We start from the raw sequence: 21,409 nt of genomic DNA on the forward strand, positions 1-21,409 counted from the left end.
GCAAAAAGCAGCGAGACTTTCCCACATTTCCCACAGGCCCTACTGGTCTTTCTTTTTCTGATGTCAAGACAAAAACACCCGGTAGCGAAAGCACCTTAAGAAGATCGATTTTCTGTCTAGACAATGGGGTACACCTTACTATGTTCGTCCACAACCTCCCAAACGGTTGCCCACATCCGCTTACCGCGCTCATCCTCATATCGATCGGGAAAGTGAATCAGCTTTGCCTCTGATCGGAGTTCAAATCCGCCCAGGACGGCTGCACTCGCTCCTGCCATTGATTTCTGAGCGACTTCCACGGCAGATTGCAGGGTATCCAGTGGTGCCTCAATCAAGATGGCGTCATGAACGGGGGCACAGATTTGAATTCCACACCCAATTGCATAGCTGCAGGCCAGGCGCAGCATTTCCGCCCCATTGGCCTGCATGGGAAAATTCCGCAGGGAACGTGAATTGCTCTCCGACCCAATATGGAGCGTCCACCCAAAAGCGGTTGAGATGCGACTTTGGAGCATCGCGTAGTCGACCGCGGCATCGGACCATCGCCAGAATCTGCGGTACGTTTTATGGTGGAGCTGAAGGAGGTCGCGTGCAACGACGGGGGGCTGCGCGATCCGTGCGGCTAGTGACTCAGCCCCCATCCCATACTGGACTGCAAGCACGCAGGCCTTGAATTGCTCCCGCAACGATCCGTGAGTCTGCTTTGTCCCATCCGTCGGAATAGCGCCGGCCTGTTTCCCAAATGCCAGGTAAGGGTCACCAGAACAATAGGCTTCGATCATCGCATCGTCGCCGGATAGCGCGGCAGCAATTCCGAATTCTTGCTGTGCCCAGTCTATGTACGCCAGCCCGTGGCCCGGCTCCGGCCGGATCAATCCTCTTAGCCACACAGCAGGTCCGAAGATGAATTTGCTATTGCTGGGCTGGTTTCGTCCTGTGCGAGAGCTGAAGGCAGACAATAGACATCGATTCCGGCCATCCTTGCCAACCGTCAAATCAGACAGCCGCATCTGTGACAACGAGACACGTAGCTCTCGCATTGGCGCGACCGCCGGATACACGCGCGCCATTTCACGGAAAGTATCATCATCAAGCGCAAGTGCTCCGGATGTAAGAAGTGGCCATGGAATCTTCTGTCTGGAAAGCCAACTTGCCCACCGATCACTCTTAAATGTTTGGCCCTCAAAGACTTGATAATCCCGGTCGATCCGATCGATAAGACCGGCCTGTATTGCCGTCCAGTTATCCCGCAAAGTCGCCAGCGCCGACATGTCAATGGGAACGCCAACATCCTCCATTTTCGCCGCCGCAACCATATAGCGCCCGCGGAGGAGGGCGCGCGGGACATCAAGTAGAGGCAGCATACGGGTAAAGAGCTGCGACAGGGCAGAGACGTCCGACTCGCAATAGTCCAGGAGTGCGTCACGTTCCGCTTGGGTCCAGGGACCGCCGCGAAGTGCAAGCTGACGCATGCTCTCCTTTTCTACGGCAGCGATGCTGTCAAGCCCGAACCAGGCGAGTGCACCTAGCAGACCGCGGCCGCGGGGTGTCTCGCGGCCGTTGGTCGTGCACCGAAACTCAACATAGAGGTCCAAAATGTTTATGGGTGCAGCCCAACCTAACGCCAAGTGGCATCCAATCTCTGCACTGGCATAGTAAGCAACCATCAGACAGTCTCCAGTGATCGGGTAAGGCGGCGCCTCAAGCTTTTCAAGGTCGTCTTGCCACAGCCGTATCTTCCTGCCGGAAACGATATCCCAGGCCACCATGCAGATTGGGGCCGGCCGCTCTCCGGCGGGCGCCGCGAACTCGAAATCCACGATCCAGACTTCCCGGTAGTCCATAGTTCCAATAAACATCAGATTTTCCCCTGCAGCCTTCGGATGACAGGATGCTCAGGTGTGCGAATGAAGCGGTCCTTAAAGGCGATCTCCAGCAGGCCCTTGAAGGTAGTTTCCGGCCACACCGGTTCGGGCAAATCGGCGGTTGATAAAAACACTTCATAGGCGCCGAGCGACATATTTGCCGCGACCCTGGTCCACTCCTTCATGGCCTCCTGTGCCGCCTCCATTGAAGAGCGGCTCCATTCATCATGGCGGCCATCTGCCCCAGCCAGTCGAACCGGCCATAGAAAAACAACGCCTTGGCGATTTACTGCCGTAAAGAGTACCTTCGGGACAATCTCGCCCTGTACCAATTGCCAGAGTGACGGATCAACGAGGTAGGTTTCTCGATCTTCTTTTACTTCGATTACTGCGGTTTCTAACCGCCACGCCGTGTCCGGGTGAACACGCACAAACCATTGGCGGTCGGGCTTGCGAACGGGGACCGTTATTAGCGCTTTCTTCACCCCAACCATTGAGCAGAAGTCCTGCGATAATCGCAGCCTTGCCGGATCGAACGGATCTGCTAGTGATACGACGTTTTCGCTTTGATCTTTATTCACCTCATCCATTGCCTTTCCTCCCAGTTTCCAAATTCAAATCTGTTTCTCAGCCCTAAACGTGCTTCTGCTGAGATAGGCGTGAAGATGGCTTGAACAATGTTCCTTCTAACTGAACATGCAGAAATGGAAGGGATTTAGAGATTCCAGGTAATTGAGGTGCCTGGCAAAGGGCTGTATTGGCAAGCGTATCCGGTCTTGATGGTCGAGGCCAGGTACGAGCCGAGAGCGGGATTATCCTTTTCGATTTTCTTTATTGCAGACTTGATCTGGCGCGTTATGTTGACCCTTGCTCGCTCAGTTTGTGAATTGGCCCTGCGCGATCTGCCACCCAGTCTGGTCGCCGCATCGAGCACATCTTGGATTTGCAGAGTTTCTTCGTCTATGGCGGAAAGCCGGGCGTTGTCGTAGTCTCTTTCAGCGCTGGCACGCTCCTGGGCAAGTTCCTGCAGACGAGCTTGGTACTCCCTCTTTGACCGCAAGTCCAGAATCTCGTCATTCGGCGAGCTTGCCTCGTCCAGATTACTAGCGTTGCCTATTTCGTGGTGCCGTACAGCGGCATCCAATTCAAAAATGGGAAACGGGCGGTCAGGAAATGCCAGAAGAAAGGCTATGTAGTGCGCTCCAGCGATGTCCCTTAGCAGCGTCCGCTTTCCTTGGTAGGAGGTTTCCCAGTAGTCGCCAACGTTTTTGAAGGTGTTTTCCTCTTCCAGGTCGTTGGTCGATCTGCCGATGCGTATCGGCTGCACATCACCTTCCTGCAAAATGCTTCTATGACCACTGAGCACGATCATCAACTCCTTCCGCATGCTCGCCAAGAATCGTTCCTGAAGGCTGTCCGCAAACTCTTTGAGCTGCGTCGGATCGATGAGTACTGGCATCGCTCCCGATGAACTCAATGATTCTATAGGCTGATACTTCAAGGCCGATAGAAGAGAGTCAATGGGAGAGGCAGCACCATACTGTTTACCTGCCCATGAATCCAGCCGGTAAAAAACCTCTCCCCACTCATTTCGAGATCGATCGGCGATGCGTGGCAATTGACCGATGATATCGTGCTTTTCAAAGAAAGGAACAACTTCCACTTCCACGGGGAAGTAGGCACGTAGCGCCACGCTGTCCAAGATCAGCGGGAGGAAACGAAAAGCCAAGCCCCCTATGCTTCCCAATTCCCAGTCATACAACAGGAAGACTGGTGGAATGCCGATATCCTCAACAAACCGGAGAACGGGGTCGCCGCTATCGTGAACTAGAGATTCACTCGTCCGTTTCGAGCCTGACCTCATGCGGGCATTAAGATTGTTGCCTCCACATTTGGCTGGAAAGCCGATCCAGTACTCATTCGACTGCGACAACAATTCAAGTATGGTCCGGTTTGCCTGACGGATAATGTATTGATCTGATCTCTGCAAAAGTGTTGTTCTGTCAAGGATGTCCGATTCGGAGACTTCAAGACCGGTGCATTGCGTTTCTCCGTTTCCTGACTGCCGGTTCCAATCCACTAGATGTCTGTAGGTAACAAATGCACCGCCCCAAAAGACGCCGCGGTCTGATTTTTCCAGGGAGTCGAGAAGAGAAACCGCCGCTTTTCCAAAGATCGAGAGCGCTGCAAGCATCCATCGATGCTGATCGCCCGCAAACTCATTGAGATTGGTTTGAAGAATGTCTTCCAGTTTTCTTGAGGCAATCATGCCCCGCGTAGCCTCGTCAGTCACTTTTTTCTCTCGTGGAATCCTGTCTTGAGAACCACAAGTCCCTAGTACTTAGAGCGGTTCGGGCCCCCTTTGATCCAACCCCATCCCTACTAATCGGACAACCGCCTCTGAAGGTGCAGCATTGCCTTCATGCTATTGGGGGGGACCGACAGACGACGATGCAGGAAAATTCGGGTGAGGTGAATCGGGGGGGGCGGTCGGTCGTAGGCCCCGGAATGATGAAATTATGCGTTCGCCGGGCCAAAAAGAATGATTTACCGCGATTCTAGCAAGCTGATTTCACGGTAGGGCCGCTTAACGCGCAAGGCGTGGCCGGGGTCCACGTCGGCATTCCGGTGTTTTGAACGGGTTTTCGGTCGCGCACGTTGGCGAAGGAGGTTAATTGATTGATCCAGCAGGTTCATCTGTGCCGCGATTTTCGCGCTCGGGTTTCTGGCAATGAGTCGTTCTCGCCGCCGAACTAATCGCTTGAGCGGTCTGGCGATCTCGCGCCACCACCGGTTGCCTCCGCAATTCTGGCTCATGTAGGTGAGGCCATGGCAGCTACGGCATTGAGCCATCAGAAGGACGCTCGATCCTGGGAATTTGTGGTAGGTATACAGCTTCCGTACCTTGCGGCGGCACCCCATGCAGACGAGCCAAAGCCGGGTAACTTCCCTGTCGGACACACCCCGGTTCTGCCTGGGAAGCCGATGCGGTTCCGCCAGTAGGTAAACCGAGAAGGCATTTCGTTGGATCTGGAAACTAACAGGCCGCGCATCCTCTGCGGCCTTAAACAGCTCTTTGCGGCCATACAATCGCCGCAGGTCGGCCAGGGAAATTGAAATGCACTCCTCCACCAGCGGGCGGGGAATACCAGGGCATCCACGTCCATCCCCGTCCACACTTGGCTGGACCGCCGAATTGCCATTAAAGATTCGATTATCGTTCATGTCCGACACCATTGAGCAGATAGTAAGCATCAAGGACAGCGATGTAGACTTCGCGGACACCCTTGGTCCGAGGAAATTGCTCCGCCGTGGCATACGAGAGGGCAAGCATCTCCAGAAGCCGTTTCCTCAGCTCCGCCCTGAGATCCCCGCTCCAGGCCCTGTAGGGTCCCAGGCGCTCGAATCCCTCGGCAGGCATGACCTGACTGGTGCTGGCGGGCTTGGCCTCTTGGGACGTGGTGCCGCTGTCCGAGAAGTACCTGCCCAGTGCCTCCTTAACCACGAAGCTGGTATCGAGGTTCATAGCCTGACACCGGTTCTGGAGCTTCGCATAGTCTTCATCGCCAAGCCGTATGGTAACCCTCCTGCTCATGTTTCCTCCCAGCCCTGCGGCTTCTTTCCTTGCACTTGGTTGCGCCCAGGGCATGCGGCGTTATGCTGTCTGACACCCCGCAAAACCAGGATATCATGATCGAGTCAACCCCCCCCGGCTCGGGGGGATGCGGATCATTCTCGTTTTCCTGTTCTGGCCCCCTGGATTATTCCTGTCCTGCGGTGCAGGATGATGGATGCCGCTCGTGGAAACACCCACCCCAGGAAGGTGCAATGCTATCGTCCAACGGGTTGTACAAAGTAGGCTTGGTTGCTGCGTTCAAAGGTGATGGTTCGACTGATCGGCGTGCAGCGTCAGGTAGGGCAGCTTCTCTGGATTGATACTGCTCAGCTTGACCGGGCGGCGGCAAGGGATTGCGCGGCAGGGCCCGTATAACCAGGGGCATCATGCTTTCGCAGGGGGAATGATGGCGGCAGCGACCTTGTCGGCGGCAATGCTATCAAAGGTATACATAACCGGGGACAGGCCGCTGCCACCGGACGCCCCCGTGGATTTCTCTGATGCCCCCTCGGTCTCCGCTTTGGCGATACGCTGCTCCAGGCGCAAGCCGGGGTGGATTTCGACTGGTCCCCGGTTATCGCCGGGCCACAGCTATCCAGGCCATCGTATAACCTGTTGGAATTGTCTCGCGCTGTATACGGATTGGAAGGCTTGCACAAGCCGCACGAGCGTCAGGATCAGAATCAGGACTGGGAAGCCCTTCATCTTCGCCCTGGCAGCGGAGGCGTTATCAAAGCGGGGTACTCAAGAGCGCCCAGCTCGGATCGGAGGCTGAGCGTAGAGAACACAGATTGGGCTGGTCTATTTGCTGGTCGCCTCAACCAAGCGCAAGCGGATTGGACCTCGCACTCTGTCCTTGTGAATATCGATCTGATTGGGATTCTCTCTCAATTCAGGAACCAGTCATCTTGCCGCCAGGCGTAGATCAGATAGTTACCTGCAGGCAGGTCATTGATTTTGAAGGCACCATCGAGGCTTATGAAATTGAGATTCCTTTATCCAATATCCCTTGCATCCTGCGATAGGATAGGGACGGTGGATGCATAGGTGGGCGCACCTGAGGAGTCAGTAACCTTGTCATAAACACCTCCGCTGACATCAGGTGGTCTCTCTGCAGGCTCCAGGGCAATATAAGCGGCTTAATAAAGAGGCCAGGATCGAGTGTAAACTCCACGCTCGCCTATCGGGCAGTTGGCAAATGTTCCCTGAGTGTTATGCCGGCGTTTCCTCGTTCCGCACTTCCTTATTGGAATTCGTCTGTTGACCCTGACCCGGTGCCGTTGTGGGAGCGTCTTTGTTTGGCGCGTCCCCTTGAACCTTAGGCCCGTCGGACAGCGGATCAAGGAGGGGTTCCGTGGGAGAGGGCAGGTTAAACTCTCGGAGTTGAACGTTCATGGTCTTCTCTAGGATCTGCTTCATAGCAGTGTACTGCCCGCCGAGGAACGCACCATTTGCGTAGAGGGCGCGAAGTTCGGTCATTATGGTAGTTGCATATCGCACTCTCTCCTTCTCTAGGTCAAAGGACTGCTGAGGATAGAGAACTCGGAGGCCCTCGGGTGTGCGAGCGAGTTCGGCCTTCAGTTTGGCAATCTTGACCCGCTGCTCCTCAATGAGCCCCTCAGCGTCAACGGCAGCCGCCGTTTTGATCCGATCGCGTCCAGCCTCGGCAGTTGCGGTGAGTTCCAGGATCTTTGGCGCGGCAGTCGCCTTGAGCTGATCACGCTCGATCGCTGCTTCGGCCTCAGAGATCATTTTCCTAAGCTCGAAAACGCGTTGCATGTCGGCTCGTTGCAGCTCGGCCTCTTTCTCCTTTCGTTCGTTTTCAAGTTGGCGAGCCCTTGCGAGGGCTTCGCGTTCCGCGCGTTCAAAAGCCTGCTTGCTACGCTCGGCTTCCAGTAGGGCTTCGGAGCGCAGGCGCTGCCGTTCAAGGGAGGTCATGGCGACTTCCGGATCGGTCGGGCGACATGATTCAACACGAGGCTCCAAAACACTAAACGGAAGATCGACTGCGCTGAGGCTCTCTTCGACTGCGTGTTGGATGCGGGTGAACACATCGGAGAGGGAAGCCAAGGCCATGTCTGCATCCATTTCAACGAGAACGCTCTGAGTGGCCTTTTGCAGAATGTTTACTACGCGTTTCTCTTCTTCTGAACCGCCGCAGGCGAGCCGAGCAATTGCCGCGGTCTTATCTAGCGGGGTGAGAACGAAGGAGAACGTGGCCGTGAACTCGATGCCATCCAGGGACCAGATGGAGGCCACTGGGAGTTCCCGCACAGAAGGCGTCATCGCTACCCAGCCGATTCGAAAGATGGGTCGTCTTCGTGTCGATTGAGGCCGTGCTAGTGCCTCCGAGAGTGGAAGAAGAAATCTGCCCACTGGACGCACCTGAGCCGTAGCGCCGCGGTAGAACACAAGTCGTCGTTCGGACGTGGAGTGGAACCAGCCGAAGGGCCAGGCGAGAATGCTCCAGAAGGATCGGTGCACGTCAGGAGGCAATGGATCGAGTCCGACCCATGGGTTACTCTGAGTGCCCGTTGACTGTGAGGACTCGCTCATTGATTAACTCCTACGGATAGTCCAAATGAGTTGCGACTTTGGGGATTGGAGTCTAGTTGGAGTCCATCGGTGAGGGCTGGCTCAGCTTTCGGTATGGGGCGTTATGACAACCTCGCCAGTCTTCTGCAACTGCTCCAGAGCCCAAGTTCGATCACAAACGGGATCTTACTCCCAAACGATATTGCCGGATAGGAAATTTTCAAATTCGTCTGCTACCTGCAGCAGATAGAAATGAGCTGCAAAATCAACCCGATGCCACCCCCCTTCCGAAGGCAGGCAGCTTCCGATACGTGGTAATATGTTCACTTGTTGCGATTAATCCCAAGCCCTCGTAACCCCGGTCGTTTGAGCCCAGTCAAGGCTACTGAAGGCTGGGTTTTCCTCTTGTAGATCCGGCTACCTCATGGCATCCCCGCCGCAGGTCCAATAGGCCCGGCTCCTGCTCCAGAATTTCCCCGTGAGCAGCGACAAGATCCTCCAGATGCCCAAGGGCGCGATGATCTTCTGGACACGCCACCATCGCAGTAATGAAACTCCTCGCAGCATCGCAGTATCTTCCCAGGCCCTGGAGAGCAATACCGAGGTTCTTGTGCGCGTTATGACGCTCGGAATCGATCTCGATTGCAGCACGGCAGTGCGCCTCAGCTTCCTGATACCGGCTTTCCAGATTGAGGCAGTATGCATAGTTGTTATGCAGGAAATACCAGACAAGGTCCGGTTCCTGGGGCAATTCAGCCGCCCTGGAATACACGTCCAACGCAGCTTTGTGGTCACCTGATTGCTCACGAGCCTGCCCCATGGCCAACAGGCACTCGGCCTTTTCACCAGTGGTATCCACCAAGACGAGAATCTTCTGGTAATAACCGTAGGCAGCGGCGAACCGGCCCACAGCGGCGCACTCCCCGGCGAGGCCCCAAAGCGCTTGCACGATCTCGTCCGTGTTTTCCGTGCGCTGAGATAAATCCGAGAGCATTTGGTCCACGTCCTCAATCGAGACCAGCTCGCCGTCCGGTGTTATAAACCCATCGAAATTCCCAGGTTGGTTCATGAGGATATCCCTCCTTTCGGATCGTCTGGTTCCGTGCCGGGCTGCGATTCCTGTGGTGACGGCCGGGATTTCTGTTTGGAGCGCGGCACGAAGTTGATCGACCAGCCCTGTTGGTAGATCGGATCGTCCGGTGGCACGGGCTTGATCCCATAAAACCGGCAGTCCGCCCCAAAACACCACGTTCGATTCTTCCTTGGTCAGGGGCGAGTTAGGGACAAGCCGTCTGGAAGGCGACAGAGACTCAAGCGGCGGTTTGTCTGATTCCTGCTTCCTGCCGAAGACCTGGAACATTTCTTGAAGCCGTATCTCGCTTTTATCCTCTGGACCTTTGTTGTCGTCTGACATTCTTTGCTCCTGTCATGAACCGGTTCGAACTTCGAGGATTGGCCGCAGTTCATTGGCAACTATTTTCTTTCCAGAATCGAGCAGAAGCCAGCACCCGTAGAAGTTGTGTCGACAAAATGTGGCAGCTTGCCACGGTTTGGCCTTTACTCCCAGGACGACTCCCTGGATGATTCGGCCCTCTGAGAGGCCTGCTACCCGAGTGCCAACCCTGGGACGCCAATTTCGTGGCGCATGTTTACTAATGAGCTGCGGCACCTTCCGCCTGGCGACAGCACAAGGCGGCGGCCCGAGGCGGTTGAGTTGCAGGATGGCATGTTCGTCAGTTGGACCTGGTCGTTTAAAGACCAACAATGTCCCCGGCAGGCGTTGTGCATCAGGCTCGGATAAACCATTGCGTGCGTTGCCGCCTATGCCCTGCCCTGACGCAAGAGTTCGATCATCGAGATCCTGGTTATCCATGATCAGCCTCCCAAGAGCCCACTGTCCGCGAATGAGAAGAATGCCTCCTGGCCAACAACAACGTGGTCCAGAACTCGGATGCCCAAAACCTTCCCAGCCTCACAGAGCCTCGACGTGCAGTTGCGATCTTCATGGCTCGGCTCAGGACACCCCGAAGGATGGTTGTGCGTGAAGATTACGGCGGCGCTGTTGGCGAGTATCGCTGCTTTGTAAACCTCGCGTGGGCATACCACCGAACTGCTGAGAGAGCCCTGACTCACGAGGTTGATGCCGATGAGTCTGTTTTTGCTGTCAAGCATAACTATGTCTCCTTCCAGACTATGTCTTCAACATTTGTTGCAGCCTGACTGAGCTTGCAGACTCCGTAGCTCGACTCGATATAGTCTTGGCTCCTTAAACCAGTTCAATTCCAGGCGAAAGGAGCCAACCATGAAATACAGATACATCCCCAACGAACCAGTATTCATAATCCAGCCACCAAGAGGTCCGCTTGCCGCTTACGTCCAGCCGTTTTGCGCATGGGCGTTTGATCAAGGATATGAGCGGCATAGCGTGCGCCGCCGAGTTGCCCTGGCGGCGGACTTTAGTCAATGGCTTCAGCGGAAAGATGTCAGCGTCACAGAGGTCAGCTCGGAACATCCGGCGGAATACCTGCGACATCTCTGGCGTCAAAGGCCGATCCACGGTGGCGACAGCCCCTCTCTGAAGCAGTTTATGGAGTTTTTGAGACACCAAGGAATCATCGCCGTAGATCAACCGAATCCGGAACCTACCACGCCGGTCGAGCAGTGCCTGCGGGAGTTCGAGACTTATCTGCAAGATCAACGTGGACTGGCCGTGACCACGGTATCGCAATACACGTTGTACGTCCGTTTGTTTCTGAGAAAATGTTTCGGTGACGATCCGATAGTACTGACAGACCTGCGGGCCGATGATGTTACCGGATTTATACAGCAAGAATCGTCGCCTACCCATTTCGTGCGACCCAAGGCTATCGCAATATCGCTGCGATCGTTCTTTCGGTTTGCTCACTACCGTGGTGCGATTACCGCGGACCTGGCTGCCTCTGTCCCGAAGGTCGCCAGCTGGTCGATGAGCGGCATTCCAAGGGCGATCTCCGAGGATCAGACCCGCAAGTTGCTATCCAGCATCGAGCGAGGACATGGCAAAGGCCTTCGCAATTATGCGATCCTGCTCCTGCTTGCAAGACTAGGGTTGCGATCGGGCGAAATCGCATCCCTCGAGATTGAAGACATTGACTGGATTTCCGGATCACTCAAGGTGCGCGGCAAAGGACGGGAAGCCCTGTACCCATTGCCGCAAGACGTGGGCGAGGCGATTGTCGCATACCTGCGTCACGGGCGACCGCCCTCGACAAGCCGACGTTTGTTTTTGCGGTGCATGGCTCCTTTTCGCGGTTTTCGAGGTTCGCCGGCCATTGGCGGCATAGTCCACTATGCCATTAAACGCGCAGGCGTCGAGGCGCCGACCCGGGGATCTCATCAGTTCCGCCACGGCCTCGCTTCTCAGATGCTCCATCATGGCAGCTCTCTAAAAGAAATCGGCGAACTGCTGGGCCATCGGAGTATTGAAGTCACGAAGATCTACGCCAAGGTGGATATCGATGCATTACGCAAGCTCGCGTTGTCCTGGCCAGGAGGTGTGCAATGAACACACTTCGAGAGGCCCTGCAGCAGTATTTGAGCCTGCGCCGCAGCCTGGGATTCAAACTGCGCGAGGATGGCGCAAGGCTGTTGGACTTTGTTACGTTCATGGAGCAACGCAATGCGTCCTACATTACCCACGAATTAGCTCTCAGTTGGGCGCAGGCCCCCACCGCTCTACCTACCGAGTGGGCGCGGAGGCTGGGTTTTGTCCGGGTCTTCGCGCGTCACCGGAGCGCGACCGACCCTCGAACACAGATTCCACCCAATGGGCTGTTGCCGCAGCCGTCCACGCGCATCCGGCCGTATATCTATTCGGATGCTGAAATCCAGGCCTTGCTCAATGCCGCGCTCAAGATGCGTCCCCTGACGCCATTGCAGCCGTGGACCTACTATTGCCTGATAGGTCTGCTGAGCGTTTCAGGCATGCGTGTTGGGGAAACCCTCAACCTTGAACTTCAAGACGTCGACCTCGACGCGGCTGTGCTAACGATTCGCAGCGGTAAGTTTGGCAAGTCTCGGCTCGTGCCTTTGCACGCTTCAACTTGCGAAGCACTTGCTGATTACATCGCGCGGCGCGACCGTTTTGCGGCGGGAAGATCAACATCGCCTCATCTGTTCTTATCCCGTCTCGGCACCCGATTAAATGACAGGACGGTTCATGTAACATTTATCGCGCTATCCCGGCAGGCTGGATTGCGCGGCCCGTCAGATAGCAAGGGCCCGCGCTTTCATGATTTCCGTCACCGATTTGCTCTGCTGATCTTGCTGAACTGGTACCGCAGGGGAGAGGATGCCGAGCGGCTTTTACCCGTCTTATCCACCTATCTCGGCCATGTGCACCTGAACGAGACCTATTGGTATCTACAGAGTTGGCCTGAACTGATGCATGAGGCGATGGCCCGCCTCGAGCACCGATGGGAGGAAAAACCATGACGACTCCTTCCAGTCTTGCGCCGCTTTTGGAACACTTCTTCACCCAGCGTTTGACGCAACAGCGTCAGGCAAGTCCCCACACGATCAGTTCTTATCGCGACACCTTTCGTCAATTGCTCAAGTTCACCGAACAGCGACTTCATAAGGCGCCATCAAACCTGATGTTCGAACAACTCGATGCCCCCTTGATTGCAACATTCCTCGATCACCTGGAGAAGAATCAGGGGCTGAGCGTGCGGAGTCGGAATTTGCGGCTGACTGCGATTCACTCGTTCTTTCGTTACGCAGCCCTTGAAGCGCCGCATCATTCCGCGCAGATCCAGCGCGTGCTTGCCATTCCCAGCAAACGATTCACCCGGACCTTGGTCCGCTTTCTATCGAGGCCGGAAGTGGACGCTCTGCTCGCAGTTCCCGACCAGAGAACTTGGCGTGGGCGCCGCGATCACGCATTTATCCTCATGGCGGCACAAACGGGTCTACGGCTCTCGGAAATGACCGGACTCAAACGCCCGGATCTTTTGCTGGAAGCTGGAGCTCATGTCCGGGTGATCGGAAAAGGCCGCAAGGAACGATGCACACCATTGGCGAAACCGACAGTGTCAGTGCTGAAAGCCTGGATGCGAGAACCGCAAAGAGGCAGCCAGCAGTTGCTGTTTCCCAATGCCAGGGGCGAACGTCTCACCGTCCACGGTGTTCAGTACATGTTATCCAAGCATTGTGCGGCGGCCGCGAAGGTGTGCCCGTCGCTAATACAGAAACGCGTAACCGTCCATGTATTCCGACACACCGTTGCCATGGATCTTCTTCAAGAAGGCGTGGATCTGGCTGTGATCGCTCTCTGGCTCGGTCACGAATCCGTGGAAACAACCCAAATCTACGTGGAGGCAACACTGGCCATGAAGGAGAAGGCGCTCGCCAAGACGGCGCCGCCGGATGGCAGGGTAAGCCGATTTCGACCCGACGATGCGCTCCTTCACTTTCTTAACAGCCTCTAGTCCTTACCAGACTATGTCGTGCGATCGGGCGCCTTCACATCGAGTACTGCTTGTGTCTGGCCCTGACTGCCAATGGGCTCTCGAATCGCGCGACATAGTCCGGAAGGAGACATAGTACCTACTATGTCGTCCACGACATAGGTGTGAGGACGTGAAATTGCTCGCGATCGGCATCGGCGTAAAGTTTCTCCTGTGCGAAGGTAAATACTTCGTGAGAGCCGCTGAAGCGCTTCCAGGTACTCTGGAGAGAGCCATCACGAATCAGAGATAGTCGTTGTCGGGGGATTCGGTAGGATGTTGCAGATAGTTGCTGTGGATTCTGACGATCATTCATGATGATGCATGCTCCTTTTGGTCGAGGTCACATGCACCAGGAGCCGAAAATAGAAAAGCCGCGCATCAGCGCGGCTCATTTTTCGGGGGAGACTTTGTTCGGAACTTCTTCCGCGCATCGAGCGCTTCAGCGCTCAAGGCACCGTGCGTCTCCTGACCGGTTGCCGGGTCCGACAACTCTCGGACCACTCCTGATGCTATCTGATATTATCCACGATTCGCGCTCTTGGTCAACAAGGAACCGTGTCTTGCCCTGCATGCCTGTTTTTCCCCGCACCCTGGTTTTAGCGCGGACTCGACTGTTTCTTACCGGTTTCGCAGGTCTACCGTAGGACTGGAATCCCTGGCAAGCATGAGCGGCTGGAAGTTTGCACCGCAGCATGGGATTGCCTGGAGCCCATCTCGATACCCTTTGATGCCGGGGTCAATGACGTGCATTGCCCACGGCCATCCGCACGTTGAATTTGGACTTATGATCAGAACGTGGGCGGGGCGGATCGCGCCGTCATGCGGGAGATCAATTGGTAACTGTACGCCGCGTTCCAATTGGCGAAGCGCCGCAACTTAGATGCGAGAATTGTGAGGGCCCTATCCCCCACGTTGCTTTTTTGACAGTATGGCAGGGATCAACAGCCTCAGCTCGATAACGGGAATGGGACAGTCTTTCCAGTCGTGCTCCCAGCAGATCACATAGTGGCACTGGCGCTTGGATTTCAGATGGGCCTTGAAACCACTGGATTTGAACTCGAACTCGATATACCTGCGCACGTAGCCCTTGGATGCATCCTCAAATACAGCCGCATCTGGGAATCTGGTTCTGATGACCTCAACGAGAGGGAAACCGAGCTCTCTGCGAAACTCAATGAACAGGGCAACTACTCCCATCTCGTTCGTCGGCGTCCAGCGCATAACTTGAAGTTCCATTGGCTGGCCGACAACATCATCAAGGTCCGACTCATCATCGACAGTAAGCGCCACATCTTTCGTGTCCAGGGCGTCCTCGCTAATAAGGAAGTGGTTATCCTCAGCATCGAGATATGTGCCGATGTAGGTAAGCACCCAGTCCACTTCCTGCGGTTGGAAACTGTACTGCGTCCTGAAATCAATAGCCGCCTTGTTAAACTGAGTGTAATTCTTACCCCAATCATTCCCTTTGAACTCACCGATGCGGCTCAAGACGTTCAAACCTTCTTGCGTTGCGTTGACCCAAATGCTGAACTTGTGCGGGTCAGACAGATAGAGCAACAGCGTAGCCAAACCCTTGCTGGCACCTTTGATCTTCATCCTTTTCAAACAAGAGTCCAAGGCTGCTTCTGGCCCGGCACCTGCAAACAGGAGATTCCCCAACCACTGATTGATAGTCTCTGGCTCGGTGGCCAGGATCAGGTTTCGATTGGGGGTCGCCAGAAGCATTCCGAACCAGCGCTTGTTGTTGTCGTCAAGGTCAACGGTATCGAAAATCTTGTTCAAGGTGTCCCTGGTGTGATGCCCCTTATGCTCTTCAAGAAGCATCCACGCTCGTTTTTCACGATCGATTTTTGGCTGCAAATGCTTCTGCTTGAATTCCGTATACGCCTTGCTCTGCATTAGCTCAGCAATGAGTTCTTTCTCGGTATCAAATCGAATGTCAGGCATAGACTATTCCCTCCGGTTTGCACTCGGCACTCCACATGCTTGGATGTCCGAGATCATCCAGGTTCTGGCGCACCCCGCTTGCCAGGGACTGGTCTATCGTGTCATTCTTCCGCCGGTGCTAGGAAGAACACCTTGACAAGGGGCAAGAGCATCTTTCCCGCCTGACTCAGCTTATCGTAATGTTCCTGCCAGAGCGTGATCACCCGCTCAAGGTCCATTATCTCGATGTGCTTGTTCGATGACCGGATCTCGCACTCCGCTTCTGACGTAAAGCCTGCAGGTGATACGATCAGCCCGATGTCACCTTCCCTGTTAGCACCTTATTCGAGGATTGCTTTCATGAAGGCGTCCGCCGGGTCCGCATAGAACACGATGTTCACCTTGGTCGCCATTTCGTCCGGCAGGTCTAGGAGTTGCCTTCTTGCTGATATTGGCATTAGAAGCTGGGCAGCGCCTTTCTCGACCGCTAACTCGGCCACGGCGACCGGGTTAGGGATCATCTCTACCGAACCGCCCAAGTTGAGCGAACCCACAACGATCAGGCCGCCTTTCGTGCTTCGCTCCATCAGGCTTCCGCATAGCGCCAACAGTGCGGGCAAGCCCAGGCCATGCCCGGACCGGTCCGCATCCATCGCCCGCAACTGCACCGAAAACTCGTGGCCGCGTGGGTCGCGGTCTCCGACCAGTTCCTTGGCCTGTGAATAGAGGTTTTGCTCGCCGTACCGGACACTCTCGCGAAAGGCCGGCGGCACGGGCGCGTTTAGGATCTTGACACCGCTGCCCGGCCCGCAGGTAGATTCGATGCGGTAGAGGGAAGCAGGTGCCTCCCTGCCGCCTGGGCTGATTGCCCACACCTGTCCGGGAGGCAGCGGGTCGGCTTCAATGGTTTCGTCGCTGTGCAACTCTGGCGTCGAAACAAATTGTTCCACGCCGTCTACGCCCAAGAAGTAGCTGAAATGAGTGTTGCGAAATTCAGTCTTCAAGCACCGCTTCTGCTGTTCTTTCACCCGCCGCCGCGCCTCAAGGGCGATCCGTACGACCGCCTCCAGCTCCTCGTCGGGAATCGCGGCGTCAGGATCTGGGAACAACAGCTTGAGCAAACCGCTCATGGTCTTGTTCACCGCTTCAATGTCGCGACCGCTCAGCGCCCCACCCCAGTGCACCCGGTTTTGCAATGCCGATATCCGAGTGCCCTCGCGTAGGTTCGTCCAACATTCGGACAGGAAATCGGTCACCAATCCGAAGTGGTCGGTGAGGTGGTCGTCGGCCTTGAGCTTCGGGAAGTCCCAGCCGGGTGCATAGGCGTGAATGCGGTCCATGAAGGCCGTGTCGTTGCGCATTTCAGGCGGCAAGGTGCTGAGCAAGTGGCCGATCCGCTGCTGTTGCGCCACGTCCACATCAAAGTTACCCACCATGACGATGCTGCCGGAAGCCCGGATGCTGTCCTTGCCGCGGGAGAACTCGCCGGCGGCCATATAACCTTTCATGATGTTCACGCCGTCCTTCTGGTCGAACGAAATGCCTGACACCTCATCGAAGCACACCACATCATACAGGCACACCAGACCGCGCTGCCCGTTGGACATGTTCACGAACATTTTGGCAACTGTCGCCTTGCCGCCTGATATCAGGTGAGAATAGGGCGAAATCTGCTGGAATAGGTGGCTCTTGCCGGTCCCGCGCGGGCCGAGTTCGACGAGGTTGCAGTTCCGCTCCACGAAAGGAACCATTCGCAGCAGCACGACCATCTTCGCGCGGTCCGTCATTGCCGCGGGCTCCAGGCCGATCGAGCGAAGCAGGAAGTCCTTCCACTCGGCCGTGGTAAACTGTCCGCGGCCCTTCCTGAGCCTTTCCAGCACATCCAACTTCGATAGCTGGATTGCCCGCAGGCTCTGGATGGCGAACGGTCGGCCATGTGTCTCCTCCGCAATCGCAGCATCGTAAGTCAGCGTCACCTCTGCATAGAAGCCGTCGCTCAGCATCCGCTCGTGCTCCTGAACGAGCGTATCTGCAATCCGCACGTCCCGCAATCCCAGGCTCGGCAGTTCCACCAGGAATGAATCGGTCTTCGCGTCCAGCCGAGCCTTGACGATGTCGATCAACTTCACAGAACCTTTATCGCGAGCCTTTGCCTTGAAGAGCTCCTGATCGGTTGTGCGGACCGTGCGATCCTGTAACTGCCGCTCGACGATCTTTAGCCCTTCTTCGATCTCCTGCTCGTCAACCGTTGCGCAGTATCGCCCGAGCAGAAATTCCACGACGTACGTAGGCACCGGATACTGCCGGCTGTACCGCCGCACCAGGTCCTTGCGAACGAGGAAGCCATCGAAGGCCGAAGCAGCAAGTCGATCCAGATGGTCGAGTTCCATGTTATTTGTTACCTCCAACGGTGGTGGCTTGTTTACAGACCACGCGCCCGAACGCATCGATAATCACCAGGCTAGCCATCGTCCCATCGAGAGAATCGTCAGCAACCAGCAGTGCCGCCTTCCCGTTGGCATCCAGGGCTTTGGGATTGGTGATGCTTGAACTGGAAACGTTGGGCTTCGTTCGCAGGTCGGCGACTAGTCCTTCCGCCGCAGGTTCAACACTTACCCGGCACCGCAGACCTACCCACTGGACTTCGCTCATCGTAACAGCCACGCCGGCCGGAGCGCCCGTCGATGCAAACGTCAGGACGGGAACCAGGCACTCCTGCAGGCTCACGCCGCCGTGGGCGTATTCCTGCCCGGCCACGAAACAGTGCACCCCTGGCGCGTAGGCAAACTGCTCCTGCGGATTCCATGACCAGCCGGCGACAGGCACCTCGACGTGAGAACCATCCTTGATCGACGCACATCGCGACCAGCGGCTCTCGGCCAGGTACTTCGGCAGTTGCACTTTCGGCATTCCGCCGGGTACTAGCAACCATCCGTGATCGGTCACAACGCGCACTCGCTTCCAGCCGGCTTCCAGCAGTCCTTGTACCCGTTCGAGCAGAAGCTCCAAATGATCGTTGACTCGCGTTGCCAGTTTCGCCTGAAAATCGTGTCCGAGCTTGTCGAACTCGCCGTACTCCGTCCAGCCACGGGCGTCCTTCGCCATCGGATTGCCTGACTCAGCCGAGCCGAGTACCTGGTAGCCCGCTGCTGAAAGGAGCTTGCGGAAACGGTCAGCGGTCAGCCCCTCGTCGTTGTCGGTTAGTTTCGGGCAGAAATCGGTCCCCAGGTGCCCGCCGTGCGTTTTCTCCGCAACTGGCGATGCCGCCGGTTTGGCCGTCGCCGTGACCGTGGGCAGCGCCGCCCAGCGCCAACCTGCGGACACCTCCAGCTTTGCTTCAGTAGCCATCACCATGAGCCGCTGGCCGATATCGAACCGCAGCCCGTCCACGAAAAGGATGCACTCACCCGTTTCGCCCACGACGCCTTTTTGCTGCGCCACCGTGGGCAAGGCTTTCATCGCTAGGCATTGCTGGAAGTGACGGGCAGTGTCTTCCAGCCATGGCAGATAGACGGATCGCACGGCCGCTTGGACGGCTGCGGCGTCTTCCGCCCTCTTAATGCACGCCAGCGCCCTAATCGCCCCATCATCGGCAAGATGCCCTCCCTCGGTGTACAGCATGGCCATTGCTTCGGCCGACTCGCCGCCTAGCGTTGCTGCGGTACGCTTGGCCAGCACCGCCAGGTGCCCCAGCGCGTTCGCCAGAGGGCACATGCCCAGCCGCGCCCATACCCAGCTGCGGCGTGAGCTGTGCTCGGTTTCCAACTGCTGCAGGCGCTGCCGTGCGTCGGCCGGCTTCATCGAGCCTACTTCTACCAGTGCCGCCCGCAGCGCATTCTCCATCGCGTCGTTTTCATCGGGCCAAGGGTCCTTATCGAAGATCAACTGTCCCTTCGGTTTCGCCCGCCGTAGCAGATCCGGTATTCCCGGATACAATGCTGGCGACTCGGTAAACCGTTGCCACACGCCGTACCACGCGTCCAAACGCTCCCCGAGCTTTTCGCCGCCACCGATCTCGCCGTCCTCCTCGGGATTGAAGTTGTAATCCTGCGAACAGCGGCTGCGGAACGCCAACCACTTCGCCTCGTCCCACTGCCCGCGCATGCCTTCCGGGTCACCTAGCCAAAGGAGCAGATCACGCGGCGTGTCGCCGATCATCAGCTTGTCGAAATCGTCCGCCTCCAGCCGTCGGTCCTGCAGCCGCGCAACCGGCGTCACCGCCAAGTGCGAAAGAGCGCCCTTCATCGCCTGAAGGGTGAGCTTGTCTTCGGCCACGTCCAGCCCCAGACCATCCTCGTCATTCACAAGGAATGCGCGGACCGTCCAGTCCTTGCCGTTCTTCTGCGTCCAGACCGTCCCGCGGTACTGAAGCTCGACCAGCGGCTTGAACGCATCGCGACATTCCTCGACCGCTCGGAGCGTCTGGCGGCTGACGCCCGGCATGTAGATTACCGGCACGGTGTCAGGCCAGACGAGGTTGGGAAACTTGTCCGCCCGCACTGCTGGCTCGATTACACACCGCAGCCAAATTGCCGGTCCGGTCCGCGTCGCCGGCTCGAAGTCTCCCAGCGTCAGCAGTTCGGGCATAAGCCCGCGCAGTTGCTCCACAACCAGCCGCCACTGACCATCTGCGTCCGTCCATAGCACCGCCACTGGAGCAACCACGTCGCCGGGGTTGTATCGGGCGGCGTGGGAGAGGGAGGCGCGAACCGCCTCAAGGAGTACCGTTTTATCCTTCATATGATGGCTCCGGCTGCAGGCACGATGGTCCTCAGGTAGTCGTCTGTCTCTTCGAAGATTGGGTCGCGACCGGTCATTGCACGAACGAGTGGGATTACCTTACTACGAATGCCCATCCCTCGCGCCTCGACGTATCCATAGTCCCGGAGGATATCCACAAGATGAGGATTTCGTGGTGACCGCTGCCCTGCGATCATCTTCTCAATCGTCATCATGTTGGGCAATGGCCCAGGGCTGGTCACTTCAAACCTGTCGGAATAGACGACGAACTCAATATCGGCAAATCGCGTCCAGTCCCGGTGGGCGACTGCATTCAGCAGGACCTCTCTGATGACTTCAGGAGAAAAACGGGGCGCTGCCTCTCTGCGAAAGCCCTCGCCGATTTCACCGCTCTGGTTCGTAACAAAGGGCATCAGGATTGAATCAGCCATGTCGAGAAGTCCGTCACCCGCGCGGACACGCCTGTTTTCGCCGGACGTAGTCCATAGAGGAAGAATTGGACCGTCAAGAACCCTGTCATAGCGCGCGTCATAAGACTTCTCTTTCCCCTCAAAGATCATCATTCGAATGCCGGCCTGACGCAGAAACCGTCGTGGGGACTGACCAAAGAGCAGCATCCCCGCAATCGTACAGACGGGTACGCCTCCGGGGCTATCGGCCAAGAAGCCGAGAGCGGACAGACGGCGGCACCATTCGGCGTCTGACTGCGGCAGCGAGGGATCTCGCGTGATGTGTTGCAGGAAATCGGAAAGACGTTGTCGGTCAAGCGCGTCCAGTCCAGCGCCAGAGACCGGTAGCAATTCGGTGTGCAACATGCCGCCGATTTCATGCAAGCGCGCCTGTTGTTCGCGGGTTGCCCGACGAGAGGTGGTGCCCACCCGAATGTAGATCTCTTCTCGTCCCTCATGCCTGAGAACGTAAGGTTTACTTGGTCCCTCAGCAAAGGTCACCACGGCCACGCGCTTTCCATCGTCCATCGCCACCTCTTCGTAGAAGGGCAGCAGCATAGGGTGGATTTTGGAAGCGAAGATGTTCATCACCCATTCCTCGGTGTCCGGGCGCTGAATCCCACTGATCGTCCCGTCGTCCTCGACGCCAAGCAGAAGTCGCCCCCCCTTGAAGTTGGCCATCGCAACAACCTCTTTCCCGATCTGTTCGGGGCGCACGTCGTCCCGCTTAAACTCGACGCCTGAGCTCTCGCCCGACGCTATGATTTCCAGGAGTTCGGCTTTGAGCAT

At 56.7% G+C, this 21,409-nt stretch carries 14 protein-coding genes and 1 riboswitch; of the genes, 3 read left to right on the forward strand and 11 right to left on the reverse strand.

Annotated elements, in window-relative coordinates:
- Positions 1 to 116 precede the first annotated feature (116 nt).
- The 7 genes from LAP85_22280 to LAP85_22310 form a co-directional block, all read right to left on the reverse strand.
- Entirely contained in the window at positions 117 to 1,859 is a 1,743-nt protein-coding gene (locus tag LAP85_22280; protein ID MBZ5499136.1) for a DNA polymerase I, read from the reverse strand.
- A complete protein-coding gene (locus LAP85_22285) occupies positions 1,859 to 2,455 on the reverse strand; it encodes a hypothetical protein (protein ID MBZ5499137.1) in 597 nt (198 codons plus the stop codon). The genes LAP85_22280 and LAP85_22285 overlap by 1 nt, the downstream gene beginning before the upstream one ends.
- A gap of 125 nt (positions 2,456 to 2,580) precedes the next feature.
- Complete coding sequence (locus LAP85_22290; protein ID MBZ5499138.1) at positions 2,581 to 4,158, reverse strand: hypothetical protein; 1,578 nt, start codon at positions 4,156 to 4,158, stop codon at positions 2,581 to 2,583.
- A gap of 921 nt (positions 4,159 to 5,079) precedes the next feature.
- Positions 5,080 to 5,460 carry a hypothetical protein gene (locus tag LAP85_22295; GenBank protein ID MBZ5499139.1) on the reverse strand — a complete coding sequence of 127 codons (381 nt, stop codon included), beginning with the start codon at positions 5,458 to 5,460 and terminating at the stop codon, positions 5,080 to 5,082.
- A 1,233-nt stretch (positions 5,461 to 6,693) separates the two neighbouring features.
- Positions 6,694 to 8,037, reverse strand: coding sequence for a hypothetical protein (locus LAP85_22300; protein ID MBZ5499140.1), 1,344 nt, complete (start codon positions 8,035 to 8,037; stop codon positions 6,694 to 6,696).
- A gap of 361 nt (positions 8,038 to 8,398) precedes the next feature.
- A complete protein-coding gene (locus LAP85_22305; GenBank protein MBZ5499141.1) occupies positions 8,399 to 9,430 on the reverse strand; it encodes a tetratricopeptide repeat protein in 1,032 nt (343 codons plus the stop codon).
- Between the two features lie 461 nt (positions 9,431 to 9,891).
- Complete coding sequence (locus tag LAP85_22310) at positions 9,892 to 10,188, reverse strand: JAB domain-containing protein (protein MBZ5499142.1); 297 nt, start codon at positions 10,186 to 10,188, stop codon at positions 9,892 to 9,894.
- 130 nt (positions 10,189 to 10,318) lie between these two features.
- On the opposite strand from LAP85_22310, the gene LAP85_22315 reads away from it, so the two are divergent.
- The 3 genes from LAP85_22315 to LAP85_22325 are packed head-to-tail and all read left to right on the forward strand — an operon-like array spanning position 10,319 to position 13,484.
- Entirely contained in the window at positions 10,319 to 11,560 is a 1,242-nt protein-coding gene (locus tag LAP85_22315) for a site-specific integrase (GenBank protein ID MBZ5499143.1), read from the forward strand.
- On the forward strand, positions 11,557 to 12,489 hold the full coding sequence (locus LAP85_22320; GenBank protein ID MBZ5499144.1) for a tyrosine-type recombinase/integrase: 933 nt from the start codon (positions 11,557 to 11,559) through the stop codon (positions 12,487 to 12,489). The genes LAP85_22315 and LAP85_22320 overlap by 4 nt, the downstream gene beginning before the upstream one ends.
- Positions 12,486 to 13,484 (forward strand): site-specific integrase, encoded by a 999-nt coding sequence (locus LAP85_22325; GenBank protein ID MBZ5499145.1) that lies wholly within the window; start codon positions 12,486 to 12,488, stop codon positions 13,482 to 13,484. The genes LAP85_22320 and LAP85_22325 overlap by 4 nt, the downstream gene beginning before the upstream one ends.
- 417 nt (positions 13,485 to 13,901) lie before the next feature.
- A riboswitch (SAM riboswitch) is annotated at positions 13,902 to 14,020 on the reverse strand.
- A gap of 385 nt (positions 14,021 to 14,405) precedes the next feature.
- Here the strand turns inward: LAP85_22325 and LAP85_22330 are convergent.
- The 4 genes from LAP85_22330 to LAP85_22345 form a co-directional block, all read right to left on the reverse strand.
- Positions 14,406 to 15,452, reverse strand: a complete 1,047-nt coding sequence (locus LAP85_22330) for a hypothetical protein (GenBank protein ID MBZ5499146.1) — start codon at positions 15,450 to 15,452, stop codon at positions 14,406 to 14,408.
- A 320-nt stretch (positions 15,453 to 15,772) separates the two neighbouring features.
- Complete coding sequence (gene brxL / locus LAP85_22335; protein ID MBZ5499147.1) at positions 15,773 to 17,821, reverse strand: BREX system Lon protease-like protein BrxL; 2,049 nt, start codon at positions 17,819 to 17,821, stop codon at positions 15,773 to 15,775.
- Between the two features lies 1 nt (position 17,822).
- The gene (gene pglZ, locus LAP85_22340) at positions 17,823 to 20,171 is read right to left on the reverse strand and encodes a BREX-1 system phosphatase PglZ type B (protein MBZ5499148.1); all 2,349 of its coding nucleotides are present in this window, start codon (positions 20,169 to 20,171) and stop codon (positions 17,823 to 17,825) included.
- Positions 20,168 to 21,409, reverse strand: a complete 1,242-nt coding sequence (locus tag LAP85_22345; protein ID MBZ5499149.1) for a putative DNA binding domain-containing protein — start codon at positions 21,407 to 21,409, stop codon at positions 20,168 to 20,170. The genes pglZ and LAP85_22345 overlap by 4 nt, the downstream gene beginning before the upstream one ends.

The sequence above is a fragment of the Terriglobia bacterium genome, from assembly GCA_020072565.1.
GTDB lineage: Bacteria > Acidobacteriota > UBA6911 > UBA6911 > UBA6911 > JAFNAG01.

Coding starts and splice junctions, on each gene's coding strand:
- LAP85_22300 (MBZ5499140.1), bottom strand. CDS start 8,037: ATGAGCGAGTCCTCACAGTCAACGGGCACTCAGAGTAACCCATGGGTC.
- LAP85_22305 (MBZ5499141.1), bottom strand. CDS start 9,430: ATGTCAGACGACAACAAAGGTCCAGAGGATAAAAGCGAGATACGGCTT.
- LAP85_22345 (MBZ5499149.1), bottom strand. CDS start 21,409: ATGCTCAAAGCCGAACTCCTGGAAATCATAGCGTCGGGCGAGAGCTCA.
- pglZ (MBZ5499148.1), bottom strand. CDS start 20,171: ATGAAGGATAAAACGGTACTCCTTGAGGCGGTTCGCGCCTCCCTCTCC.
- LAP85_22295 (MBZ5499139.1), bottom strand. CDS start 5,460: ATGAGCAGGAGGGTTACCATACGGCTTGGCGATGAAGACTATGCGAAG.
- LAP85_22330 (MBZ5499146.1), bottom strand. CDS start 15,452: ATGCCTGACATTCGATTTGATACCGAGAAAGAACTCATTGCTGAGCTA.
- LAP85_22310 (MBZ5499142.1), bottom strand. CDS start 10,188: ATGCTTGACAGCAAAAACAGACTCATCGGCATCAACCTCGTGAGTCAG.
- LAP85_22325 (MBZ5499145.1), top strand. CDS start 12,486: ATGACGACTCCTTCCAGTCTTGCGCCGCTTTTGGAACACTTCTTCACC.
- LAP85_22285 (MBZ5499137.1), bottom strand. CDS start 2,455: ATGGATGAGGTGAATAAAGATCAAAGCGAAAACGTCGTATCACTAGCA.
- LAP85_22315 (MBZ5499143.1), top strand. CDS start 10,319: ATGAAATACAGATACATCCCCAACGAACCAGTATTCATAATCCAGCCA.
- brxL (MBZ5499147.1), bottom strand. CDS start 17,821: ATGGAACTCGACCATCTGGATCGACTTGCTGCTTCGGCCTTCGATGGC.
- LAP85_22280 (MBZ5499136.1), bottom strand. CDS start 1,859: ATGTTTATTGGAACTATGGACTACCGGGAAGTCTGGATCGTGGATTTC.
- LAP85_22320 (MBZ5499144.1), top strand. CDS start 11,557: ATGAACACACTTCGAGAGGCCCTGCAGCAGTATTTGAGCCTGCGCCGC.